General features: G+C 37.5%; 25 protein-coding genes. 8 read left to right on the top strand and 17 right to left on the bottom strand.

Annotation, left to right across the window (positions count from 1 at the left end; translation table 11 throughout):
• Nucleotides 1–17: 17 nt before the first annotated feature.
• The 4 genes from LW139_RS07515 to LW139_RS07500 form a co-directional block, all read right to left on the bottom strand.
• Nucleotides 18–1,520 (bottom strand): phage portal protein, encoded by a 1,503-nt coding sequence (locus tag LW139_RS07515; protein ID WP_247850956.1) that lies wholly within the window; start codon nt 1,518–1,520, stop codon nt 18–20.
• A gap of 3 nt (nt 1,521–1,523) precedes the next feature.
• Nucleotides 1,524–2,921 (bottom strand): phage terminase large subunit, encoded by a 1,398-nt coding sequence (gene terL, locus LW139_RS07510; protein ID WP_247850955.1) that lies wholly within the window; start codon nt 2,919–2,921, stop codon nt 1,524–1,526.
• 223 nt (nt 2,922–3,144) lie between these two features.
• Nucleotides 3,145–3,555: a hypothetical protein gene (locus tag LW139_RS07505; RefSeq protein ID WP_161670942.1), complete on the bottom strand. Its 411-nt coding sequence runs from the start codon at nt 3,553–3,555 to the stop codon at nt 3,145–3,147.
• 122 nt (nt 3,556–3,677) lie between these two features.
• Nucleotides 3,678–4,697 carry a terminase small subunit gene (locus LW139_RS07500; protein ID WP_247850954.1) on the bottom strand — a complete coding sequence of 340 codons (1,020 nt, stop codon included), beginning with the start codon at nt 4,695–4,697 and terminating at the stop codon, nt 3,678–3,680.
• 199 nt (nt 4,698–4,896) lie between these two features.
• Between LW139_RS07500 and LW139_RS07495 the strand changes: the two genes are divergently transcribed.
• The gene (locus LW139_RS07495) at nt 4,897–5,232 is read left to right on the top strand and encodes a hypothetical protein (RefSeq protein ID WP_247850953.1); all 336 of its coding nucleotides are present in this window, start codon (nt 4,897–4,899) and stop codon (nt 5,230–5,232) included.
• A gap of 17 nt (nt 5,233–5,249) precedes the next feature.
• Here the strand turns inward: LW139_RS07495 and LW139_RS07490 are convergent, their stop codons facing one another.
• From LW139_RS07490 to LW139_RS07460, 7 genes are all read right to left on the bottom strand, one after another.
• The gene (locus LW139_RS07490) at nt 5,250–5,696 is read right to left on the bottom strand and encodes a lysis protein (RefSeq protein ID WP_247850952.1); all 447 of its coding nucleotides are present in this window, start codon (nt 5,694–5,696) and stop codon (nt 5,250–5,252) included.
• 5 nt (nt 5,697–5,701) lie between these two features.
• Nucleotides 5,702–6,055 carry a M15 family metallopeptidase gene (locus LW139_RS07485; protein ID WP_247851209.1) on the bottom strand — a complete coding sequence of 118 codons (354 nt, stop codon included), beginning with the start codon at nt 6,053–6,055 and terminating at the stop codon, nt 5,702–5,704.
• Nucleotides 6,056–6,086: 31 nt separating this feature from the next.
• On the bottom strand, nt 6,087–6,398 hold the full coding sequence (locus tag LW139_RS07480) for a phage holin family protein (protein ID WP_348983675.1): 312 nt from the start codon (nt 6,396–6,398) through the stop codon (nt 6,087–6,089).
• Nucleotides 6,399–6,524: 126 nt separating this feature from the next.
• Entirely contained in the window at nt 6,525–7,709 is a 1,185-nt protein-coding gene (locus LW139_RS07475; RefSeq protein ID WP_247850951.1) for a hypothetical protein, read from the bottom strand.
• A 193-nt stretch (nt 7,710–7,902) separates the two neighbouring features.
• Entirely contained in the window at nt 7,903–8,436 is a 534-nt protein-coding gene (locus LW139_RS07470; protein WP_247850950.1) for an antiterminator Q family protein, read from the bottom strand.
• Nucleotides 8,424–8,735 carry a Ref family recombination enhancement nuclease gene (locus LW139_RS07465; RefSeq protein ID WP_247850949.1) on the bottom strand — a complete coding sequence of 104 codons (312 nt, stop codon included), beginning with the start codon at nt 8,733–8,735 and terminating at the stop codon, nt 8,424–8,426. The genes LW139_RS07470 and LW139_RS07465 overlap by 13 nt, the downstream gene beginning before the upstream one ends.
• Before the next feature lie 11 nt (nt 8,736–8,746).
• The gene (locus tag LW139_RS07460) at nt 8,747–9,340 is read right to left on the bottom strand and encodes a DUF1367 family protein (protein ID WP_247850948.1); all 594 of its coding nucleotides are present in this window, start codon (nt 9,338–9,340) and stop codon (nt 8,747–8,749) included.
• Nucleotides 9,341–9,447: 107 nt separating this feature from the next.
• Between LW139_RS07460 and LW139_RS07455 the strand changes: the two genes are divergently transcribed.
• A complete protein-coding gene (locus LW139_RS07455; RefSeq protein ID WP_247850947.1) occupies nt 9,448–10,857 on the top strand; it encodes a hypothetical protein in 1,410 nt (469 codons plus the stop codon).
• A gap of 147 nt (nt 10,858–11,004) precedes the next feature.
• Here LW139_RS07455 and LW139_RS07450 read toward each other — a convergent pair whose 3' ends face one another.
• Genes LW139_RS07450 through LW139_RS07425 form a run of 6 tightly spaced genes read right to left on the bottom strand, consistent with a single transcriptional unit; the run spans nt 11,005 to nt 14,803 of the window.
• Nucleotides 11,005–12,378, bottom strand: a complete 1,374-nt coding sequence (locus LW139_RS07450) for a replicative DNA helicase (RefSeq protein WP_247850946.1) — start codon at nt 12,376–12,378, stop codon at nt 11,005–11,007.
• On the bottom strand, nt 12,371–12,964 hold the full coding sequence (locus LW139_RS07445; RefSeq protein WP_247850945.1) for an ATP-binding protein: 594 nt from the start codon (nt 12,962–12,964) through the stop codon (nt 12,371–12,373). The genes LW139_RS07450 and LW139_RS07445 overlap by 8 nt, the downstream gene beginning before the upstream one ends.
• Complete coding sequence (locus LW139_RS07440; protein ID WP_247850944.1) at nt 12,957–13,808, bottom strand: helix-turn-helix domain-containing protein; 852 nt, start codon at nt 13,806–13,808, stop codon at nt 12,957–12,959. Before LW139_RS07440 ends, LW139_RS07445 begins: the two co-directional genes overlap by 8 nt.
• A 1-nt stretch (nt 13,809) precedes the next feature.
• Nucleotides 13,810–14,034, bottom strand: coding sequence for a hypothetical protein (locus LW139_RS07435; protein ID WP_247850943.1), 225 nt, complete (start codon nt 14,032–14,034; stop codon nt 13,810–13,812).
• A gap of 17 nt (nt 14,035–14,051) precedes the next feature.
• Nucleotides 14,052–14,507, bottom strand: a complete 456-nt coding sequence (locus LW139_RS07430; RefSeq protein WP_049257326.1) for a toxin YdaT family protein — start codon at nt 14,505–14,507, stop codon at nt 14,052–14,054.
• Between the two features lie 47 nt (nt 14,508–14,554).
• Nucleotides 14,555–14,803 (bottom strand): helix-turn-helix domain-containing protein, encoded by a 249-nt coding sequence (locus LW139_RS07425; RefSeq protein WP_036937922.1) that lies wholly within the window; start codon nt 14,801–14,803, stop codon nt 14,555–14,557.
• Nucleotides 14,804–14,906: 103 nt separating this feature from the next.
• Here LW139_RS07425 and LW139_RS07420 point away from each other — a divergent pair, with 103 nt between their 5' ends.
• The 6 genes from LW139_RS07420 (at nt 14,907) to LW139_RS07395 (ending at nt 19,619) form a co-directional block, all read left to right on the top strand.
• Nucleotides 14,907–15,659, top strand: a complete 753-nt coding sequence (locus LW139_RS07420) for a LexA family transcriptional regulator (protein ID WP_196563791.1) — start codon at nt 14,907–14,909, stop codon at nt 15,657–15,659.
• Nucleotides 15,660–15,983: 324 nt separating this feature from the next.
• The gene (locus tag LW139_RS07415; protein ID WP_196563790.1) at nt 15,984–16,274 is read left to right on the top strand and encodes a hypothetical protein; all 291 of its coding nucleotides are present in this window, start codon (nt 15,984–15,986) and stop codon (nt 16,272–16,274) included.
• A gap of 242 nt (nt 16,275–16,516) precedes the next feature.
• Nucleotides 16,517–16,849: a hypothetical protein gene (locus tag LW139_RS07410; protein WP_161706907.1), complete on the top strand. Its 333-nt coding sequence runs from the start codon at nt 16,517–16,519 to the stop codon at nt 16,847–16,849.
• An 11-nt stretch (nt 16,850–16,860) separates the two neighbouring features.
• The gene (locus LW139_RS07405; RefSeq protein ID WP_049213719.1) at nt 16,861–17,145 is read left to right on the top strand and encodes a hypothetical protein; all 285 of its coding nucleotides are present in this window, start codon (nt 16,861–16,863) and stop codon (nt 17,143–17,145) included.
• Nucleotides 17,146–17,157: 12 nt separating this feature from the next.
• A complete protein-coding gene (locus LW139_RS07400) occupies nt 17,158–19,119 on the top strand; it encodes a hypothetical protein (protein ID WP_247850942.1) in 1,962 nt (653 codons plus the stop codon).
• Entirely contained in the window at nt 19,119–19,619 is a 501-nt protein-coding gene (locus LW139_RS07395) for a siphovirus Gp157 family protein (RefSeq protein WP_099659434.1), read from the top strand. The genes LW139_RS07400 and LW139_RS07395 overlap by 1 nt, the downstream gene beginning before the upstream one ends.
• Nucleotides 19,620–19,657 lie beyond the last annotated feature (38 nt).

The raw sequence follows: 19,657 nt of genomic DNA, 5'->3' as shown, positions 1-19,657 counted from the left end.
TGTCACCTTGATAACGACTAGACGGGGCTACTGAATACTGCAGAGGTTTTCCCTTCATTACCGCCTTCCGCGAGGTTGCCCATTGTGCTCGCTTCGTTCGTACTCGTATTCGCCTCGACATAATCTGCCTCGTTCACTTCAATGCCGTAATAGCTGGACGCCTTATCACTAGCTAATTTCTTACGGATATCTAGTCCATCAATAGCCCCCGTAGTTGCATAGGTTGAGTCGGCTTGTGCTTGCTTAAGCTCAATATCTGCACTCTCAACAGCCGTTGGGCTATCAAGTGGTGCCCATGTGATAGAGATTTCTGTCGCTGGTAAACCATCGCTACGCATTAGCATGTCGTAATGGCGCTGTAATAGCTCTTCAAGGTCGTTTGATTGAATGCTCTCAAGCTCTTCGCGGTAATTAGCCTCTTCGTATTCACCCGTTGAGTTAAAGCCTTTCGGTGTGGTGCCTAATAACTTTGTCGCGGGTACATTTGAAGCCGATGCCACCAGCTGATATTGCGTCATAATCGTGGCGTCTAAATCCGCTAATGACGTATCGAACTGTTGAACAGTGTCACCACTACCTGTCATTTGCACACCGTAGTTATCGCGCATCTCCATAAAATAGAGCATGTTTTCATTGATGATGCTTTTATCTGCCGATTCAAGGTCTGCGATACCCATCGTAAGTAAGCGCTTAGTCATTGCCAGTTGTGGGGCTTCATTTGCGGTGCGTTCTGAAGCATAGACACGCTCATAAATGCGTTCTGGCACTGATACACCAAAGTAGTTGTACATTGGCTTCAAGACATTCGGCACAGGAAACGGCACAAACTTAATAAAGTGAGACTTATGATATTTACGCCCACCAATCACATAATATGTCGGCTCGTAGAAGTCCATACTCGCAGGGTCTTGAACATTCGCGTCCGTTAAATCGGCTGTTACCCATTGTGGATCAATCTGCTTAATCCCCTTGTACATGCCTTTCGTCACTCCATCGATATTAAACGGGTTTTCGTACCACTCTTTCGGGTTAGATGTCTCAACAACAAATAACGCTAAACGACCGCCATATACACGCCCGAAATGAACCAGTTCTTTCAGCTGATGTGTAATGCGGTATTTTTTATCACGTTTGCGGAGCTTTTTGCTGATAGCGCGATCATCGTCGTTATCACAATCAATATCGTAGCCTTGGCGTATCGCATCACGCGCGGGCATATTACAGGCTTTATCCACCAGCCAGTGTTTAGCGATAACCGCACACATATTGTTGCCGATAAACATTTGTGAGGCATACCAAGAAGCCTGTGACTCTGGTACACCGTAAACCTGCTCACCTTTAAATGAGGGTACATAACTATCAATGCTGTCCATCGCAACACCTGCAATTGTGGGTTGCGGTAAATCAATCCCATCAAAGCCCCGTTCTCGCGCCAGCGCAGGATATAAGTCAGTTGTGAATGCTGACCGTTTAACCGGTGCGAGTGGTTCTGTTTTTCGCCTCTTAAACGGCCACCACATAGATCATCTCCTAGTTGTGAAGAAACTACCTTTTTTCTTCTGATATAAATCGCGTAATGCTTGAGTCATGGCATCCACTGTGTCGTCATGGCCAGCAAACGGGAATGTGGTAATTTCCTCCACGGTTTCTACAATCCACGGCGCAATGTCTTTGTGGGGGAGCCACACATTTCCAGCCTCCCACTCAGCAGTACACGCATGAGCACGAGCAACCTTGCTACCATCTGGCTCGACAGGAATTAACCCTGAGACGGTTGATTTGAGAGAGTCGATTACAGCGGGACCATTAGCTTTGTCTTCCACCAGCTTACGTCGCCCTTCAGGGAATTTTTCAGCTAACCATTTCACCGACTTTAAGGTTTCAGTAAAACTCATGCGTTTTCTAACTTGATACAGTAGATAAGCATTTGCGTCTTTCTTGCCCCATACCTGCCCCACCACATAGTCAGTACCGTCGCTGTCTTTAAAGGTCATATCCCAACTATGAATAACCTTGTCGAATTTATCAGGTAGGTCTTTCGGTAAGTAATACTGAGCGAATTCTTCGTGGAAGATTTGACCATCACCAGGCTTAGGTTTTTGTTGGTACATGGCAGACCAAAAGTAATCACCGAGGATTGCTTTTGTCTCAAGGAGTTTGTCGATTGGGTGTAACTCTGGTACCAACGCTTCTCCTTTCTCATTAATGGCAGGGAATGCAAGCACCTTGGTTTCAGGCGCTTTTTCTTTTAATTGGCCAGATAAATCATCAGTTGCCCACCGAGTGGCCATGATAATTTCACCGCTATTTTTTGATAAACGGGTCTTAAATGTCGAAACGTACCAGTTCCAAATTGATTTTTTAACAGTCTGGCTAAGCGCTTCTTTTGAGTTCTTTATCGGGTCATCAATAATACCGAGGTCAACTTTTTTACCCGTTAATGGGCCACCTACCCCCGCACAAACATAGCCTCCTTTGTGGTTGGCAAGACCAAACTCATCAGAATTACGTTTAACTGCAATGCCATTCTCAGGCCTGTTGCCTAACCAAGTTTTAGGAAATAGCACACGATATTCATCGGACATCATAATGCGCTGAACATCGGTATTCATATCACCGGCTAAATCTGAGGAGTACGACAGCGCACCAACACGCATATTTGGGTATTTACCAAAGAAATAGGCTGGAAGGTAACGCGAAACAATATCAGACTTACCATGCTGTGGAGGTGCCCCTAATATTAACTTGGGCCGTTTACCATCCATCATGTCTAACAAAAACTGGTCTAACGCATTACATACCGTTTCTGAAAAGTGGCTTGTAATGTATTCAGGGTTTATATACTGAATAAATTCATGCAAACTACGCCTAGCTATCTCTCTCCTGACCTCTTCATCAAACAAGTCGAAATTGACATCCATAGAGATACCTAAAGTGACAAAAACAACCCTTCCATACCGTAATTGGTACGAAATGATTTTCATGTTTTTGATAACAATTGATTAACAATAAAAAAGAGATTAAACAGAAAGAAGATTGTTACTTTTAGCGGTTTAGGTTGTGTTTTTAGTTGAGTTCAAAAGTGAAGGGGCGCATTAGCATCATTATGTTAAATAGAACGATAATTGGTACAATTTATACTATTTACAGACCAGGATATAATTGCCCTTCATCAACAAAATAAACCTGCGTTAAATACCATCGCCCGTCCTGAAAAATTAAATAATATTCATAAATAGGTGAGTAACCATCAGGTACAATATATTGCGTTGTGACAACAGTGATATTGTTAGTGCTCTTTACTACCGACAATATTTTCTCTTTTTTGGGGTCATGACTTGATTCAGAACCAAATGCAATGGGTTCTCCTACAAAATCAGGTAATGTGTATTTAGTTAATAGCCTACGCCACGCCTTATCTGCTAACTCCGTATACTCATCAGGCTTCGAACCCATAAGGCTAAATGCGTAGTCATTCCATTCCATGTAATCTTGTTGAAATTGTCTAACCAAAATTTCAGGTGACTCATTAGACATGGCAACAGATTGATTCATAAATAATCCACCTAAAAAAAGAACAGTAAATAAATACAATGCATAAAATCGATATTTAGACATATTCCCTATCTGCTCGATGCAATATTTAAATATGTTGTTATATCACACTGACTAAAATCTTACTGCTTTGATTTTACTCTTAATTGCATAAGTTGCTCGAAACTCAAATGACTTAAATCTATTCCTGTTGTTTGAATAGGTCCACCATCGGCACCCGTTAATTCCGTCTTGTTCTTCAGCATACCTAAATGCTGTGCAACCATCTTAAGCGCTTCATCTTGATTACGAGTAATAACCTCGACACCAAACTTCCCTTCTTTCACGCCAGCAAATACTCGACGCGCTGGCCCTGTTAAATCACGCGTATCATGAAAGTACGCACGACCAATACCAGCACCATTACAACGCGGACAATCAGGATTTGGATCTAATGTTTCATCGTAACCGTAACCCCCCACATCTTGTGGAGGTGGTTTCTTTGCTACGACTGCTTTTTTAATAGCATCTTCAAACTCTATCGAATCACGCCACTGATAATTGAAACCAAAGCCCCAGCAATGACGGCAACATAATCGACGGTATTCGGTCAGCTCGTTAACGTCTGCAGTTGCGATATCCCACCATATTTTTAATACGGCATCTTGGGTTATCTCTGTTCTGCGTTCCCGTTCTGCTAATGCGTCAGTGATTGCTCGTGAAACCTTAGCATTTCTTAGCATGCGAGTAGCATTTACATAAGCTGTATTTCCTTCGCCTTTATAACCGGCTCGCTTATATGCTCCCGTTCGATTTAAATCGATAAGGTATTCACTAACAAATTTAATCTGTTGTTCTGTTAGCCCGTAATTGCGCAGACTAAAGGTGTTTTCATTATCGTGCGCATTACTTGATTCATTACTCTGCGCATCGGGTATATCACTATTGCGCATTGGCTCTTTTGCGCATTCTTTTTTCTGCGCAGTGCGCAATTTCTTGTGCGCAGTTTTTTGCGCATTCTGCGCACTGGATATTTTGATATATCGTCGTGCTGTTGAGTATTTCAGTCCTTGCGATTCGCACCACTCTTTAGGGAATATTCCTGTTATAGCATGTTCGGCGAGGAACTGTTGTTGTAGCATCCCCCAATCCGGTTTTGCCATCGTGTTTACCTCCTTTTATAACGCTGTGATGCCCTAAAATTTATATGCATGCTTAAAAAGTTCCACCAGAGCTCATATGTATTTTTATAGCTCGTATCTTGTATTTTTTAAATTACCCCCAATATACTGGTACGAGGTCAAATCACCTTTGACTGTAGTTGTTTTTACATTTCATAACTTAGTAAATTTAGGAATCTATATGAGCGGAAACGGTTGGATCGATGACTTACAAAATGTACAAGTTTCTTGTGACCCTAGCCTGAACATTATTGATGTACTACGTGATTTGGGCAATTCAGGTAAGCTAAATGGATGGATCATTCAGCCTCTAGGCATTCCTGGTGCTAACCCTTGGTGTTTAGCATTTAATGACATAAAGGTTGCACTTTCCATTATCTATAGCAACCAAGCTATGACAAGTAATGTTATTCCTACTGATAACTTACAAAATGCAGCTGCATCCAATGCGGTTACAAAAACGCTGTATCAAATATTTCTAAATAACTCCCAAACTATCACTGCATTTATTTCATAAGTTATTTTAGTACAATATCAATATGAGCAACTCATTTCTACATACCCCTGCAACCCCAATATCATTTGCTCTGATTCTGCAATTCGTTCTCGGAGTAACCAATAATTTTTGATAGCGGTGTCAGTAGGTCGGGCGGTGGTTGCATCATCCATACCGGAGGTGGTAACGCCTTCGGATTTTGGACAGTTGGCTTTGATGTACACCCGCTCAGGGTGACGCTCGCTAAAATCACGTAACCGGCTAATTTCAGTTTTAGCATTATTTAGTTCCTGCGTATGTTTTACATCGAGATCATGAAGGGATTTTATGCGTGCTTGGTAATCTTGATTGATATTGACTTGCTCATTGAACGAATTAGTAAGTAATTTGTGATTAGCTTTTAACATTCCATAGTCATCTATTACCCACCAGAGCCAAAACGCCAACACCACACAACTACCAGCGAGTAATTTGTTGATATTCATAGACATTACACCGGATATGATTTCCACGTTAATTGAAAATGAGGACCATCTTTAAATGAATCCCAGTTACCGCCCCACTCAACATCAATACCTAATTCTTTACCTGCTTGGATCATCACATCAGCCACTTTTTTAAAGTATGACCATTCTTGCCAAGGTATTGAGCCATTCACGATAGGAGCACAATCCACAGCATGACCAGTAAGATGCCGACTATTCATCGTTCGACTTTTACCATTAATGACCAGCTGACGTTGACGAGCTTCATTGCGCTTTCCTTCAATAACCATAAAATCGACATCGGTTAATTCAAGTGCTCGTCGAGTTACTTTGACTAAATCAGGATGAACACCCTGCATATTCTTTTCACTTCGTGTGCTAAATACAAATTTACTCACCGCTAACCTTCCTTAAAAACCGTTTTTCTAGTGTTTTAATTAACTCAGCTCCAGACCAACCAGCAAATCCTGCAGCTCCACCAGCTATTTCAGGAACCCATTCATAATAACTAGATGCTAGAAATACAATTGAGCCTGCAAATACAGCAACAATTGCCTGAAGAATGAATGTCCGCCAACTAAACTTTTCACCGTTTAAAACTTTATATGCATAGCTGGCAGCCACACCGAGCATGGTCATCAATAAGATAAGCACCTCGCGGAACCAGCTATAGTTATTTGGATCTCTATGTGGCATACGCATATCCACCCCCGATGGAGTGTTCCTGTAAGGTCAAAATTTGAATATTTATGAAGTAAATTTATGGAATAAAAAAACCGCTATATTTAATAGCGGTCAATAATACTAGAAAATTTCATATTAAGATTACTACTTTCTTTTAGATAATGACTCGATTAGTGATGCTAGTTGTTCAAGGCCATCAAAAGTTGATGGTATATTATTTTCATTAGGTTGAATATTTGAAAATATAATATTTTCAAATTTCTCTAATGCGTCACGATTATCTTTTGTTTTGGAAAAATCAGAGTAGTTATCAATAAACATACACAGATTTTTTCTTAAATTTATTTGAGTTAGCTCTGCTTTTATAGAATTATAATTTTGTAGTGCAACCCTGAAAAAGTATAATGAAATAATAGTTAAAGCTGAATAACCTATGTATTTAAACACCATAACATCATTAAACTCATTAGTTTTTTCCGTGATTATCTTATATCCTATTGGGCATATAGAAACAAAAGCTAATAAAAATAAAATAGCTAAAGAAATCCATCGTTCTTTATTTTTAGAACTATAAATATCATGATAGGCCTTTGTTAATCCAGCGAAATTATACCCAGAAGATAAATTTTCCAAATATTTTTTTAATTCATCAATCTTGGTTTGTTTAACATCTAAATCATTTTTTATAACTTTAGATTTCTCATTAAATAAATCTTCAATCTCATTATTAAAATCAGAAACCTTATTATCAATCAGGACAATTTCATTATATTTTGAATTTATATTATTTTCTGTTTCAGTTAACTTTTCAAACTGACTAAATTTAGATTCAAATAAAACTCTCAAGTTATCGATCAAAATACTATATATATAACCTGAATATTCATCTATTGAATATTCCAAATAGTATCGAACTTTATCATTAAGAAATAAAAATAAATTCCTATTTTTCTTTAAATAGCGAAGCTTTTCAGATAACGTATCATTGTAAATTCCATCTGGAACAACAATTAGGTATTCTACTATGTATCTTATAATTATCATATAAGATAACATTATATTAATTGGCGTGTCAGTTTTTATAGGCAACTTGAAGTTACTGGTAACCTTACAATACTCATCGAAACTATTAATTCTATCTAATGCAATATCTATTGTTTCTCTTATTTCGCCAATAAATTTTACTAAATAAGACTTCGTTTCTTGATCTAAGCTAGTTGTTTCATCAATCAAAAATAATTTATATAAAGCATCGTCTTTCTCTAAAAAATTTTTAATCTCTATCAATGAGTTTTGATAAGACTCTAAATGCCCTAATTTCCCGCTCATTACTTTCCTTAAAATATAAAAAAAACAAATCAATAGATTAAGTATAAATGAAGAGTAAACTTTTAAGAATTCTTATATCACAGAATAGAGACATTCCCTGAAATATTTTTACCATAACTAACAAAAAACCCAGCGCTTAGGCTGGGTTAGTTGGTCACTGTATAAAAACGGCAACTTATACTTAAATAGTGGATCATTGGCTCAAAGAAGTCAACACGTTCTTGCTATTATTTTTACTTTTCCACTCTTTTTCACGTTTTTTAAATGCATCTTTTAAATATGGGTAAATTAAATATTCAGCTGAACTAATTATGTCCTCAATTTCTCTTCTGCATGTAGACATAGAGGGTTTTCTGTATTCTACCGTTCTATTGCGCCTAATCATTTGTCGCGGTTTTGCTATATTGTGGTAATAACGAGCAATAGCGCGATCTGAACTACCAAAGGCATAACGCAGTAATAAGAGCGTAAAGGCTATTCTGTCTATGTGATAAATTTTATCGACCACTTTAGCGATCAACATACCGTCGTCGTCATTACACATTTCTCGCTCGGGATAATCGCGCCTTTCTACTGTCGCCATAAATTCAGCGATAATACTGCTTTGCCTTTTTTCTATCCTCCCTGAATAAACCCATGCTCCAAATTTTGATAACCAAGGCTGAATCCATGCGACCTGATCATCATCAAGTTTTAACCCATCAGATATACTCTTTATACTCGACATGCTCGTAACTCCATTACTTCTTGCTTAGTCTGTTCTAACAACTCAATTTCGGTACCATGAATTTCTTGCCACGATTTAGGCGAAGCGTGAAAGCCGGTTTCGTAACACGCTCTATGATGTGGAGGACACAGTGGTAAAACATCCGTATGACTAGCCCGTTGTGCCATTCCTTGCCCCGTTCTAACATGGTGGATCTCCGCTCTACTTGCCCCAAACCCCATATTGCGACAACAAATACAACCCAGTTCCGCTACATCTGATAGCCACTGTCTTTCTTCTTTGGTCTTTGATTTGATCATTGGTCTTGCCTCTATGTGAAACTTAATAATTGAGATACTGCATTTTCTACAGTTTTTTGAGTAGGGAATTGCTTACGAAGGATAAAATTCCAAAGCACATCGAGTGTGGCTTTGTAGAGTTCGCTAAATGCTAAGTCGTCCATATTTGCAAAGCTGATTGATTTAGCGACACGACGTAAACTGCCGTCAGGCATTTCAAACGTGTCGTAATAACCGGCTTGCTCTACAACCCAATAGCGAAAAGCATCAAATGATTTTGTTGCTGAGATATTTTGTGCACGATTTTGTGCAACTTCTTCTAGATAGATATCGGATGCTGATAACAGCGCGTCAGCATTATCCGTGTAATATGAAAGGAATTTGATGTAGCCACGCACAAGCTCTTTTTCTTCTGGTGAAATGGTACCGCCAACTGGCTCCCAATATTCATAGCCTAAGTTGAGTAATGCGAAGTATTTACGATGGAATCGAGGGTTACGAGCTTTCTTAAAATTCGCTGAAAGCACATCACCACACTTGATTTTTGAATGTAAAAAATCTCTCGTAACAGGATTAGCCGGTACAAGAGTATCGTTAGACATTTTGATAAAGCTATGCTGTGCCATACTTGACTCTCAGTTGACACAGCAAATGTTTAGGATTGGGTGTTCAGGCCAATAGCGTTATTATACACTTATAAATAAATTAAGTTAACTTACTTTAAGGATGTATTATGGAAAATAGATTGGATGAATTAATCGCCCATATTGAACAATCTAAAATGAATGATTTTTATATTAATATAAAAAATTGTTTTAATTGGTTTAAAAATCACATGGGAGATACTGAATGGAACACAAGAAAAAAATCACTCATTAACTATTTTAAAACAATGGAAGAAGGATTTTTTAAATTTAATAACTCTAAAGACTCATCTGAAAATAGAATGATATATCACTACGATCTAATAACATGGTACATGTACTTGGCTGATATTTATCTTGATAGTTTAGTAGAGAATGAGCCAAACCAGTCTGCGCGAATACTTCCAATTTTAGCTGAAATAGGTCGCATGATCAATGAACTGAAAAACTGTAATGGTATAGACATTAAGTTAAACGACCTTTTGATAAAAAAAAGTAACCAACCAGACACACTATTATTTGAATTACTAGTCGCGTGTTGCTATATAAGAAATGGGTGGAATGTAAAGTTTATTCCAGAAACACCAAAAGAAAAAACACCAGATTTATTAATTAGAAAAAATGATTCACATTACTTTGTAGAATGTAAAAGGCTCAACAAAGTCACTGATTACTCGGAAAAAGAAAGAAATGAATGGCTAAAGCATTGGAAATATATTTCGTCTACAATGTTAAATTTTGATGAATCCTTAATACTTGATATAGTATTTTTAAATGAAGTGGAAAAAGTAAAAACTACTGATATTTGTAATTCATTGTCTAATTTAATTAAAAATTTCTCTAAGGACAGAAATATAAAATATTTATCACATACAGATTTCATTCTTAAAATAAATATAATTGATATAAGTAAGATAAAATTACATTTAGATGATAATAATGTGAAAATTCCGTCGCCATTAATTTTTTCATTAATTGATCCAGATTATAGCACTGATGCTAATTATACTTTTATAGGAGATATAACTCTCTGTAAACTTCATGAAAAGAATGATCACGATCAAGAAAACAGAGTACTAAATACCTTTTTAGATAGTGTACGAAAAATTGCTTGTGCCAAATGGGAATGTATATCAAATATTTCTTTAGATAAGAAAGCTAGAGATATAAAAAATTTACTTAGCAAAGCAACTGACCAAGCCCCTGAGGATGCAACTACAATTATTCATCTTGGATATGAAACATTACATGGCCCCACTATAGAAAAAATTCGAGAGCAGAAAATCAAAGCAACTATAAGTAAATTTGATTTTGGAACAAAAGAAATTGGAATCATATATTTACATGCACTCCAAGCGATATGCCCTCCTAATGAGAAATTTGATTTTATTGAAACAACTCAATGGTTGGCAAAAGATCAATACAAAGATATTATTTTAGCTGATGACTTATTAATAAATTTTTCAGATAGTAATAAGCAAAACAAGACCCATTGGTGAATTATTTACAACTTAGAGTAATTTCATAAGAAAAGAAATTACTCTAAAAGACATTACAATACTAAATAATAGATTTTATAATAACTCCTCTAATATATTCCTATGCTCAAAAAATTATCATATAAACACATTTGAACACTATTTTAGCTAAAATGCTTTTTCTGCGTAACGACGGCGTTTATCACTTTGCTGTGGTTGCTGTTGCATTTTGGACACTTCTGACGCTGTAATTTGGTCGGTAGGCAGATAGTGGCCATTCTTAAATTCTTGATAGACTGTGCCGGTTTCTCCGTGTCTAAATTTATCAATAATGATCTCGGCATAATTTTTCGCAGGGCTATTGGGGTTATATACAGCCTCCCTATAGGTAAATAAAATTAAGTCAGCGTCTTGCTCTAAGCTACCAGAATCGCGTAAATCAGCAGAAACAGGACGGCGTTGATTAATAGGTCTTTTATCAACATCACGAGATAGCTGGCTTAACGCAATAGTTGGCGTGTGTAACCTCTTTGCTAATCCTTTTAAAGATGCAGATATTTTCGCAATTGCTAAATCATTACGTTCTGCTTTAGGTTTTTTAATTAACCCTAAATAATCAACAAAAATTCCTTTCAAATTTGGATATTTACGTTTGTGGTTTTCACTGATTGCACATATTTGTTCAATAGTTAGATTACTCGCATCGATGATATGAATATCTCTATCCATTAAATGGCCTAGTGCTGAACTTAAACGCCCCCATCCTTCATCATCTAATCGCCCACGATGTCTCAATGTTGATATTGGTAGTTGAGCAGAACCTGCAACTAGACGCTCAGTAATTTGCTGATTGGACATTTCCATCGAGAAGAATAATGCACCGCCTCCATCTCTGGTCATTCCCTCAGTCATCGTTAGTGCAAGCTCTGTTTTTCCCATCCCCGGACGACCACCAATAAAAACTAAGTCTGTTGGATTAAAGCCTCCAATTTTGTCATCTAAAGCTTCAATACCACTTTTTATCATCCCAACAGCATCTTCCCCTTTGTTTCTGCGTTCTAAAACATCTACATATCCTTCAAGTAGTGTATTTAAATGCACAGGAAGTAGGTTCTGATTACCAATTGTCAGCTGGCCAATTTGGGTTGCAAATTGATGAATAAATTCTTCAGCTTGTTCATGATTATTTGCAGTAGTAATATCATTTTGATACTTGGAAATTAATTGAATTACTTCTCTAACACGATAATAACTATAAACTTTTGAAGCATAGCCTTTTAAATTCGCTGTCCAAATAGGTGTTTTAGATAGCTCAAGTAAATTTGCTAAATCGCCCTTTTCACCTAGAGCGTCAGCAATAAAAAAAGGATCTATTAGAGAGCTTGCTAGTGCTTGTTTTTTAATTTCTTTGTAGACATTACGGAAATATCCAGAGCTAAACGCATCTTCAGGTAATGTAGCTAATACCTCATACGCATCTTGACTAGCACCACCAGCTAACAAACCACTAATCACCGCATATTCTAGTTCTTTCTCATGCATGATGATTGCCTCTGCGATATGTTGGCCAGTTAAATGTTAATACCGTTCCACCCTGTAATAATCTGTCCACGGCTCGTTCACCAAGCATTTCTTGTAGATCAACAACGGGCAAGTTGCTTATCAAAATTGTAGGTAGCAAATCTTCGTAGCGATCATTAATCACCTCAAACAAGATATTACGTTCAGAATCAGTGCCATACTGAACACCAATTTCATCAATAATTAACAAATCAGGTGTGCAATATTTTTCAAGTACATCAAGTTCACTGAATTCTGAATTTCCAGCCCATGTTCTTCGAAAAGCGCGAATGATACGTGAGGCTGTGGTAATAAATACCGTTTCTTGCAATTCTCCGGCAATCTGACGGGCGATTGATACTGCAAGGTGTTTTTTACCAGTTCCGGGTGTTCCACACAGTACAAGCCCCTCTCCTGCGTTTTTTCGGTCACTCCAAGTTTCAACGTACTGCTGACAAATTTTTAAATTATGTTTTGCTGTTGGCGTTGAGGCTACAAATGATTCAAATGTCGCATTAGTAAAGCGAGGTGGAATATTTACCGCAGTTAGTAAATTTTGTTCAGACATTTCCACCTCCCACAAACCAATGCGGATCTTGAGACTGGTAATTTTTTTCGCTAAACCCAGTGTGAGAATTTACTTTTTGAGTTTGTACAACCGGTCTTTCAGGAAATAGCCCCTGCCAACCGTTGGCAATTGAATTACAAATCACAGCATTGGCGTCTGTGCAAAGCGATAATTTTTTTGCTTGTTGCTTGCACATGGTTTCTGTCAGCGGTTTTTTAATTTCTTTCCTGAAGTTAATCCAATCCTGCCAAACCTCATCACTCACATTTGACGGTTTAGATAATTTTGGATCGAATTTATTTTTCGATTTTTTCCCCTCGAGTAATTCTTGTGGATCATGTTTTGAATTTACTTGTGGATCATGTTTTGAATTTACTTGTGGATCGCCTCCAGATTCTGGAGGGTGAAAACCCCCTTGAACGCCAGATTCTGGAGGGTCAAACCGTATATTTTTATCGTTTTCTGTACGGTCAGAATCTGAACGGTCAGAATCTGGACGGTGAGAATTTGATAGTTTTTCACGCTGTTTTCTTAATTTTGCATTTTCTTCTAATGCAATTTTTTCTAATTTATCGACATTTAAAAAATATAAATTTGAAGCGTTTCGATTGCCATTTCTACGCTGTTTCTTAACCAACCAACCATCATTTTCAAGTTCATTACATGCATTACGAATTGTGCTAATTCCCGCACCAATTTGACGACTGATTGTTTCAACACTGGGATAAGCGATCCCTTCATCGCTCGAATAATCTGCTAGGCGTACCATGATCATTAACTTGGTACCCTTAACACCTGAAACAGCACATGCATCCCATACATAGCCAGTTAATTTATTACTCACATTACACCCCCAGTGATTTAGCTATGGAGCGACATGCGCTTTGATACTGTGCAGGCGTTAAATTCTTCGACAGTAATTTTTGTTTTTGCTTCTCATACTGCTCCCAAACTAACAACGCTATAACACGTCTACCCTCAAAAACATCCCTAATTTCTGATATATGGGCAGGTTTATCATTCAGCATAAACCCGTTACGGTATGTGATTTTTTCAGTTGATCTAATCATTGGTCTTGCCTCTTAAATTAATGCACGCTGGTCGGGCGCGATATCTCATTTAACGCACGTACTACATTATTTATTTGGTGTGACATGTCACGACCCTCTAATAAAATTTCTGTCATAGCATCAGCAAAACGCTGAATGGCCACGGTTGCTAAATAGTTTTTTGTATCTCCACGTACTCGAGCTAACCTTGAAGCTGGTAGTGCCATTTCTATCGCTGGCATTAACTCAGCAATCTTTCTTTGAGATGCACGGGAATCACCTCTTAACCAGCGGAATATCTGTTGCCGATTATTGTTGATTGCTTTCCAATCTGCCTTACCCGTTTGATCCTCAATGGCATATAATCGACCATGTTCTTGATTAACCACTAATCGTAAATAAGCTCGGCTAATCTCAATGGCAACATGTTCTTGCCCTTGTTCTACCGCCCAATCTTCAATTTCAGCTCTGATAATGTTGATATCAAAATTCATTTTTGCGTCTCCTGTCGCTAAAAAATTGATTACGCATAATCAGTTTTTTAATTTGATACCTGTAATACTGAATGCTCCTTTGGTAAGCCATCCCAAGGGTTTGGATAATCAACTGGATTGAGATCATGTGGTGTTACTAACCAATTAGTTTTTGCTGACCACTCGATAGCTTTTCTACCTTTAGGTAGGTAGCTACCAGCTATAACTTGGCTAATAAATCCTTGAGTAACTCCAACTGTTTTCCCAAATTCAGCTTGGCTAATTTTTTGCTTTTTTAAATACAAACCTAATTTCATGTTTTTCTCCTGTTATTTAATAACAGAATATTAGCAATGCTAATTTAATAAATCAATAGCAATGCTATTGGAAAAATATTAGCAATACAAATAAAATATAATGATGAATAGAAAAATTTCAGAATCAGACAAAATTGCAGCTCAGAACTTACGAAATATTTGGGAATCCAAAAGAGAGTCTCTGGGCTTAACTCAAGAAAAAGCTGCAGATATTATGGGGTTTGCAACTCAAGGTGCCGTAAGCCAGTATCTGAACGGTAGAACAGCTTTAAATACAGATACTATTCTAAAGTTTGCATCATTATTGAGGGTTGATCCGGAAGATATTAACCCAGAGCTAAAAATTTTATTAGACTACGTTAGAAAAACAAGAAAAGAAGAAGAAACAAAACAACCAATGCCGTCCACTCAAAATGAACATACAACATTAAAACTAATGGATGTATATGCAAAAGCAGGTCCCGGTGGCTTTATAAATAACGATTTCCCTGACACCATAAAATCTATTGAGTTTTCGCCGGAGAAAGTTTTTGAGTTATTTGGTCGTAAAAGCTTAAAAGGAATTGAAATAATTAACATTAGTGGCGACAGTATGTCCCCTGCTATTAATCCTCGAGATGTCGTTTTTGTTGATACTCACAATGAGTTTTTTGACGGTGATGGAGTTTATATTTTTAGCTTTGAAAACTCGTTATTTATAAAAAGATTACAACGAGTTAAAGGCAGAAAATTAGCCGTGAAATCGGATAATCCTGCTTATGAAACGTTTTATATTGAAGAATCAGAAATGTATGATCTTCGAATTATTGGAAAAGTAATAAAATCACTTCCTATTAGAATGATTGACTTTGCATAAAATAACAATGAGTTGAATATGACCACCGTATTAGCGGTGGTTTTTTTCACCCAAAATATTAGCATTGCTATTGACAGATAAAATAGCAATGCTAATATAACATTAATTCGAAACAACACAGCAAGTGTTTAGGTAAGTGTTCAGATTCAGTTTTGCTGTTATGTCGGAGGAGAACCACAGCTCTCATAGCGACCTGTCATGATTACCACGACATAACGGCAGATTTTTTAGCAGTACCAGGGAATTTAATTAGTTACCGATCAAAGCGACAAGGCAAGACCTGACAGCTCGGAAAGACGGGCATCTATTGATGAGGAAATTATTGTGAATAAGAAAGCAAGCACAGTTTCAATTATTATTGATACCAGCGAACTTGAAGAAAAAATAACAAAAGTTATTTCATTACTTCCGTCTGAACTTGCTGATAAGTTCCTGTCTGAGCTTTTGAACTTGGACGATAACATCGTGTTCAGTGATTACTCTGGCACAGTGCAGGCAGGGATGTCCAATAATCTCGTCTATTTTCTCGACTTTAACGCTAGTTTCTACAGCAAAATCCTGTCCACAGCCCGGACATTTAATACGGATGTTACTACTCATAATTCAGTTCCTTAAATACGTTGCGGTGACTGAATTATACACAGATTCCTTACGTTGCGGAATGCAGGAACCTCAACCGCCTGATGAGGATAAATAATCAGGCAACAAATTTTAGACGTAAAAAAACCCACCGAAGTGGGTTCCTTTACCCCGAATTGCCGACCAAAGCTATCGGGAGTTCTACTAGCGCGACCAAACGCTAGAAGAGGCAAGACCAATGATAAATCACTGATCGCAGTTATTTTAAAGGAGTTGCTATGAAAGCACAACCTGAAAGCCTAACCGTCACACTCTATATTCACGCTCAAAAACAGTTCGATGGTTCTTACCAATATAACGCCTACGCATTTAAAGCCGATCCCAATGCAGGGTTAGGTTTTGTTATTGCAGAACACACTGTTGATGTTCCTTTTAAAGAGCCAACTCAAATTGATCTCATTCACGCTGAAATTGATTTTCTACGTAATGAACAAGAAAAAATACTTGCTGATGCTCAAGTGAAATCAAGCTTGTTAGAAGATCAAATCCAAATGCTTCTCTGCTTGGAAGGCAAACCAATCTCTAAAACTGACGAAGAAATCCCTTATTAGGAGGTAATTTCATGAAATGTTCATTGTGTAAAAAAGAGATAGATGAATATGAGGCGTATGAGTATCGCGGATTCATTTCTTGTGGAGAGCACTTTGACGAAGTTATTGCTCGTGTTGATAGAAAACGCCAAGAGATTATTAGTCAATACGATTCAATGTCTCGTCCATTAAAAGGGTTAGATATTCGACCTGATAATCCTATTGGTAAAGCTAACCAAGAATTATTGAAAGGCTCTATCGAAGTTTGTAGTAAAGAAACTTTGTTAGAAAAAGATTATCGCAAAGGAATTTTATAAGAGGCAAGACCAATGAAAACTTTTATCTGTGTATTTGAGCCTACGACCGAGGCTCGTACAAACAACGGTGCTATACCGTTATCAATAGCGTTAAACACTGCTAATGCAAAACTGGCAACAGCAACTGCAGTAGTGAAATTATCTGAAGCATATCCAGAAGCAATGGATAACTTTAATACTGATGAGCCATTAATTAGCGAACATCTTGACGATTCTGCATGCCCTACTTTAGATACTTTCGATGAAAAATTTGCTGTTGAAAATGAGTATGACGGTACTCAATGGAAACCTATCGAATATAGAGAATTTAAAAAGCTGGCCACAAAACCTCGTATTGCCAGCCTGCTGTTATTTGGGAAGACTCAAATAACAAACAAAGAGTTCTCTTTTACATTGAAATATCTTGCTGGCACAGAAGATCCCAAAATTCGTAATATCGCCACAGGCCTTGCTGAAATAACAAAATTATCTTTGATGGATGCTGAACAAACGATGGAAATAGCACAGGCTATCTATGAGTTTGCTAATGATGATGTCACCGTTGAAGAGGCTAAGTCATTAGGTGAAAGTTGGCTGACAGAAGAACCAAAGCAACAGGAAGAAACGTCTTCTATCAAACGTAACTATGCAACCATAGATACTGAAATCGCATTAGCGTTATTAAATAATTTTGATCCTACTAATGTTCTTCCCTCTCAAGTGAAGAAAGCTAAAGAACTGATAGATGATGACGACAAAGCATGGAAACGCTGGTCAATGGATTTACGCACCACAACGGGCATCTTAGAGATACCTCGTGAGAAAATTTTCTCGTTAATAACTGAAAGTAAAAAACGGTCTGAACTATTAGATAATCCCAATGCACGAAAAGAATTTATTGATCAGCATTTAGGTATTAATAAACCTAATAACACTGAAAAAGAAGAACATATCGCGTCTAATCAAATAAATAATGTCTCTTCTGCATCCAATGAAAATACAGTTGAAAAAGAAACCAAACCTAAGCGTTCACGTAAAAAACAAGAAGAAGTTCCAAAAACAGAGGTTTCTCAAGTGGTCGAGCAAACTGAAGAACCTAACGAACCTGAAACACCATCAGTACAACACGATAATTTTGAACAACGAGCTAGTGTGCTTGATGAAGTTCTTAATTTAGGTGATGCAAATAATCTTAATATTTGGAAGCGTGTACAGCGTACAGACCCTCGCTTTACTAAACCATTAGAAGGCATGGGATTCATCGGAACCAGTATAAACAGCACCTACATGTTTATGCGCGCGACTGAAATATTTGGCCCTGTCGGTGAAGGGTGGGGTTATGAAGTTCTTGAAGAAAAATTTATTGATGGAAAGCCTCTTGTAGAACCTGTTCTCGATGAGCGTAATAAACAAGTTGCAACCCGTTTTTTACGTGATGGTGATGGCTCGTTATTCTGCGAACAGAACCACTCAGTTAAGATCCGCTTTTGGTACATCATCGAATGTGAAACCCGTGGTGAGTTTGAAAGCTATGGTGCTACTCCTTACCGTTATCAAACCCAATATGGCATTAAAGTTGATGGCGAAGTTATTAAAAAATCGCTGACTGATGCAATCAAAAAAGCACTGTCAATGCTTGGCTTTAGCTCTGATGTCTTTATGGGAATGCACGATAACCCTGAATATTTAGCAAGTAACAAGCTTGAATTTGAAATTAAAAATGCGAGTGAAAAAGCTGAAGATATCACTCGTATTCGTAAAGAGTTAGACGAGAAATTTACTAAGCATACGGAAGTTATGCGTAGTGCTGTTACTGAGAATGAATTGCGAGGCATTGCATCCACATTAACGCGCGAAATTTCTGCACATATCAAATTAGCTCAAGAACGTCGTGATAACGATTACGAGAAATATTTATCTGGTCGATTACGTCGATTAAACCAAATCGAAAAAGAGTGTTTAGACCAACTGAAACATAAAGAAGAGGCAATCTAATGACCAAAACTACCGCTATCGCACTGGCGACTAATTACGAAAAATTACAACAACTCGTTGAAACAGGAGAATTCTCTCCTGAAGATATCGCAGATACGTTGGAAGGTATCGAGGGCGAGCTAGGTGATAAATTGGATGCGATTATGCACCACGTTCGCAATATCGAAGGTCAAGCTAAAACACTTGATGAGGAATCTAAACGGTTATCTGATCGTAAAAAATCATTCGAAAACCAAGCTAAAAACCTAAAGAAATATGCTCTCAACTGCTTATTAGCTTCAGGATTAGATAAATTAAAAACAACAAAAAATACATTCACAGCTAGAGCTGGTGTTGTTCGAGTCATTATCGACAATGAGGCTTTATTACCAGATGAATTGATTGATGTTCAAACCATTACAGCACCTGATAAAAAAGGTATCAAAGATGCAATTGAAAATGGTATTGAAATCCCCGGAGCACATCTTGAAGTTGGTGACCGATCATTAATGGTTCGTTAATTCATAATAGCGTCCTTTATCGGGCGCATTATCAGGAG

This window comes from Proteus vulgaris (genome assembly GCF_023100685.1).
In the GTDB taxonomy this organism is placed as follows: Bacteria; Pseudomonadota; Gammaproteobacteria; order Enterobacterales; family Enterobacteriaceae; genus Proteus.
The sequence above is the reverse complement of the archived record's forward strand: the minus strand, read 5'-3'. Positions and strand labels throughout refer to the sequence as shown.

Excerpts from the sequence above, each read along its gene's own strand:
- LW139_RS07515 (WP_247850956.1), bottom strand. The coding sequence starts at position 1,520 with ATGTGGTGGCCGTTTAAGAGGCGAAAAACAGAACCACTCGCACCGGTT.
- terL (WP_247850955.1), bottom strand. The coding sequence starts at position 2,921 with ATGGATGTCAATTTCGACTTGTTTGATGAAGAGGTCAGGAGAGAGATA.
- LW139_RS07505 (WP_161670942.1), bottom strand. The coding sequence starts at position 3,555 with ATGAATCAATCTGTTGCCATGTCTAATGAGTCACCTGAAATTTTGGTT.
- LW139_RS07500 (WP_247850954.1), bottom strand. The coding sequence starts at position 4,697 with ATGGCAAAACCGGATTGGGGGATGCTACAACAACAGTTCCTCGCCGAA.
- LW139_RS07495 (WP_247850953.1), top strand. The coding sequence starts at position 4,897 with ATGAGCGGAAACGGTTGGATCGATGACTTACAAAATGTACAAGTTTCT.
- LW139_RS07490 (WP_247850952.1), bottom strand. The coding sequence starts at position 5,696 with ATGAATATCAACAAATTACTCGCTGGTAGTTGTGTGGTGTTGGCGTTT.
- LW139_RS07485 (WP_247851209.1), bottom strand. The coding sequence starts at position 6,055 with ATGCAGGGTGTTCATCCTGATTTAGTCAAAGTAACTCGACGAGCACTT.
- LW139_RS07480 (WP_348983675.1), bottom strand. The coding sequence starts at position 6,398 with ATGCGTATGCCACATAGAGATCCAAATAACTATAGCTGGTTCCGCGAG.
- LW139_RS07475 (WP_247850951.1), bottom strand. The coding sequence starts at position 7,709 with ATGAGCGGGAAATTAGGGCATTTAGAGTCTTATCAAAACTCATTGATA.
- LW139_RS07470 (WP_247850950.1), bottom strand. The coding sequence starts at position 8,436 with ATGTCGAGTATAAAGAGTATATCTGATGGGTTAAAACTTGATGATGAT.
- LW139_RS07465 (WP_247850949.1), bottom strand. The coding sequence starts at position 8,735 with ATGATCAAATCAAAGACCAAAGAAGAAAGACAGTGGCTATCAGATGTA.
- LW139_RS07460 (WP_247850948.1), bottom strand. The coding sequence starts at position 9,340 with ATGGCACAGCATAGCTTTATCAAAATGTCTAACGATACTCTTGTACCG.
- LW139_RS07455 (WP_247850947.1), top strand. The coding sequence starts at position 9,448 with ATGGAAAATAGATTGGATGAATTAATCGCCCATATTGAACAATCTAAA.
- LW139_RS07450 (WP_247850946.1), bottom strand. The coding sequence starts at position 12,378 with ATGCATGAGAAAGAACTAGAATATGCGGTGATTAGTGGTTTGTTAGCT.
- LW139_RS07445 (WP_247850945.1), bottom strand. The coding sequence starts at position 12,964 with ATGTCTGAACAAAATTTACTAACTGCGGTAAATATTCCACCTCGCTTT.
- LW139_RS07435 (WP_247850943.1), bottom strand. The coding sequence starts at position 14,034 with ATGATTAGATCAACTGAAAAAATCACATACCGTAACGGGTTTATGCTG.
- LW139_RS07430 (WP_049257326.1), bottom strand. The coding sequence starts at position 14,507 with ATGAATTTTGATATCAACATTATCAGAGCTGAAATTGAAGATTGGGCG.
- LW139_RS07425 (WP_036937922.1), bottom strand. The coding sequence starts at position 14,803 with ATGAAATTAGGTTTGTATTTAAAAAAGCAAAAAATTAGCCAAGCTGAA.
- LW139_RS07420 (WP_196563791.1), top strand. The coding sequence starts at position 14,907 with ATGAATAGAAAAATTTCAGAATCAGACAAAATTGCAGCTCAGAACTTA.
- LW139_RS07410 (WP_161706907.1), top strand. The coding sequence starts at position 16,517 with ATGAAAGCACAACCTGAAAGCCTAACCGTCACACTCTATATTCACGCT.
- LW139_RS07405 (WP_049213719.1), top strand. The coding sequence starts at position 16,861 with ATGAAATGTTCATTGTGTAAAAAAGAGATAGATGAATATGAGGCGTAT.
- LW139_RS07400 (WP_247850942.1), top strand. The coding sequence starts at position 17,158 with ATGAAAACTTTTATCTGTGTATTTGAGCCTACGACCGAGGCTCGTACA.
- LW139_RS07395 (WP_099659434.1), top strand. The coding sequence starts at position 19,119 with ATGACCAAAACTACCGCTATCGCACTGGCGACTAATTACGAAAAATTA.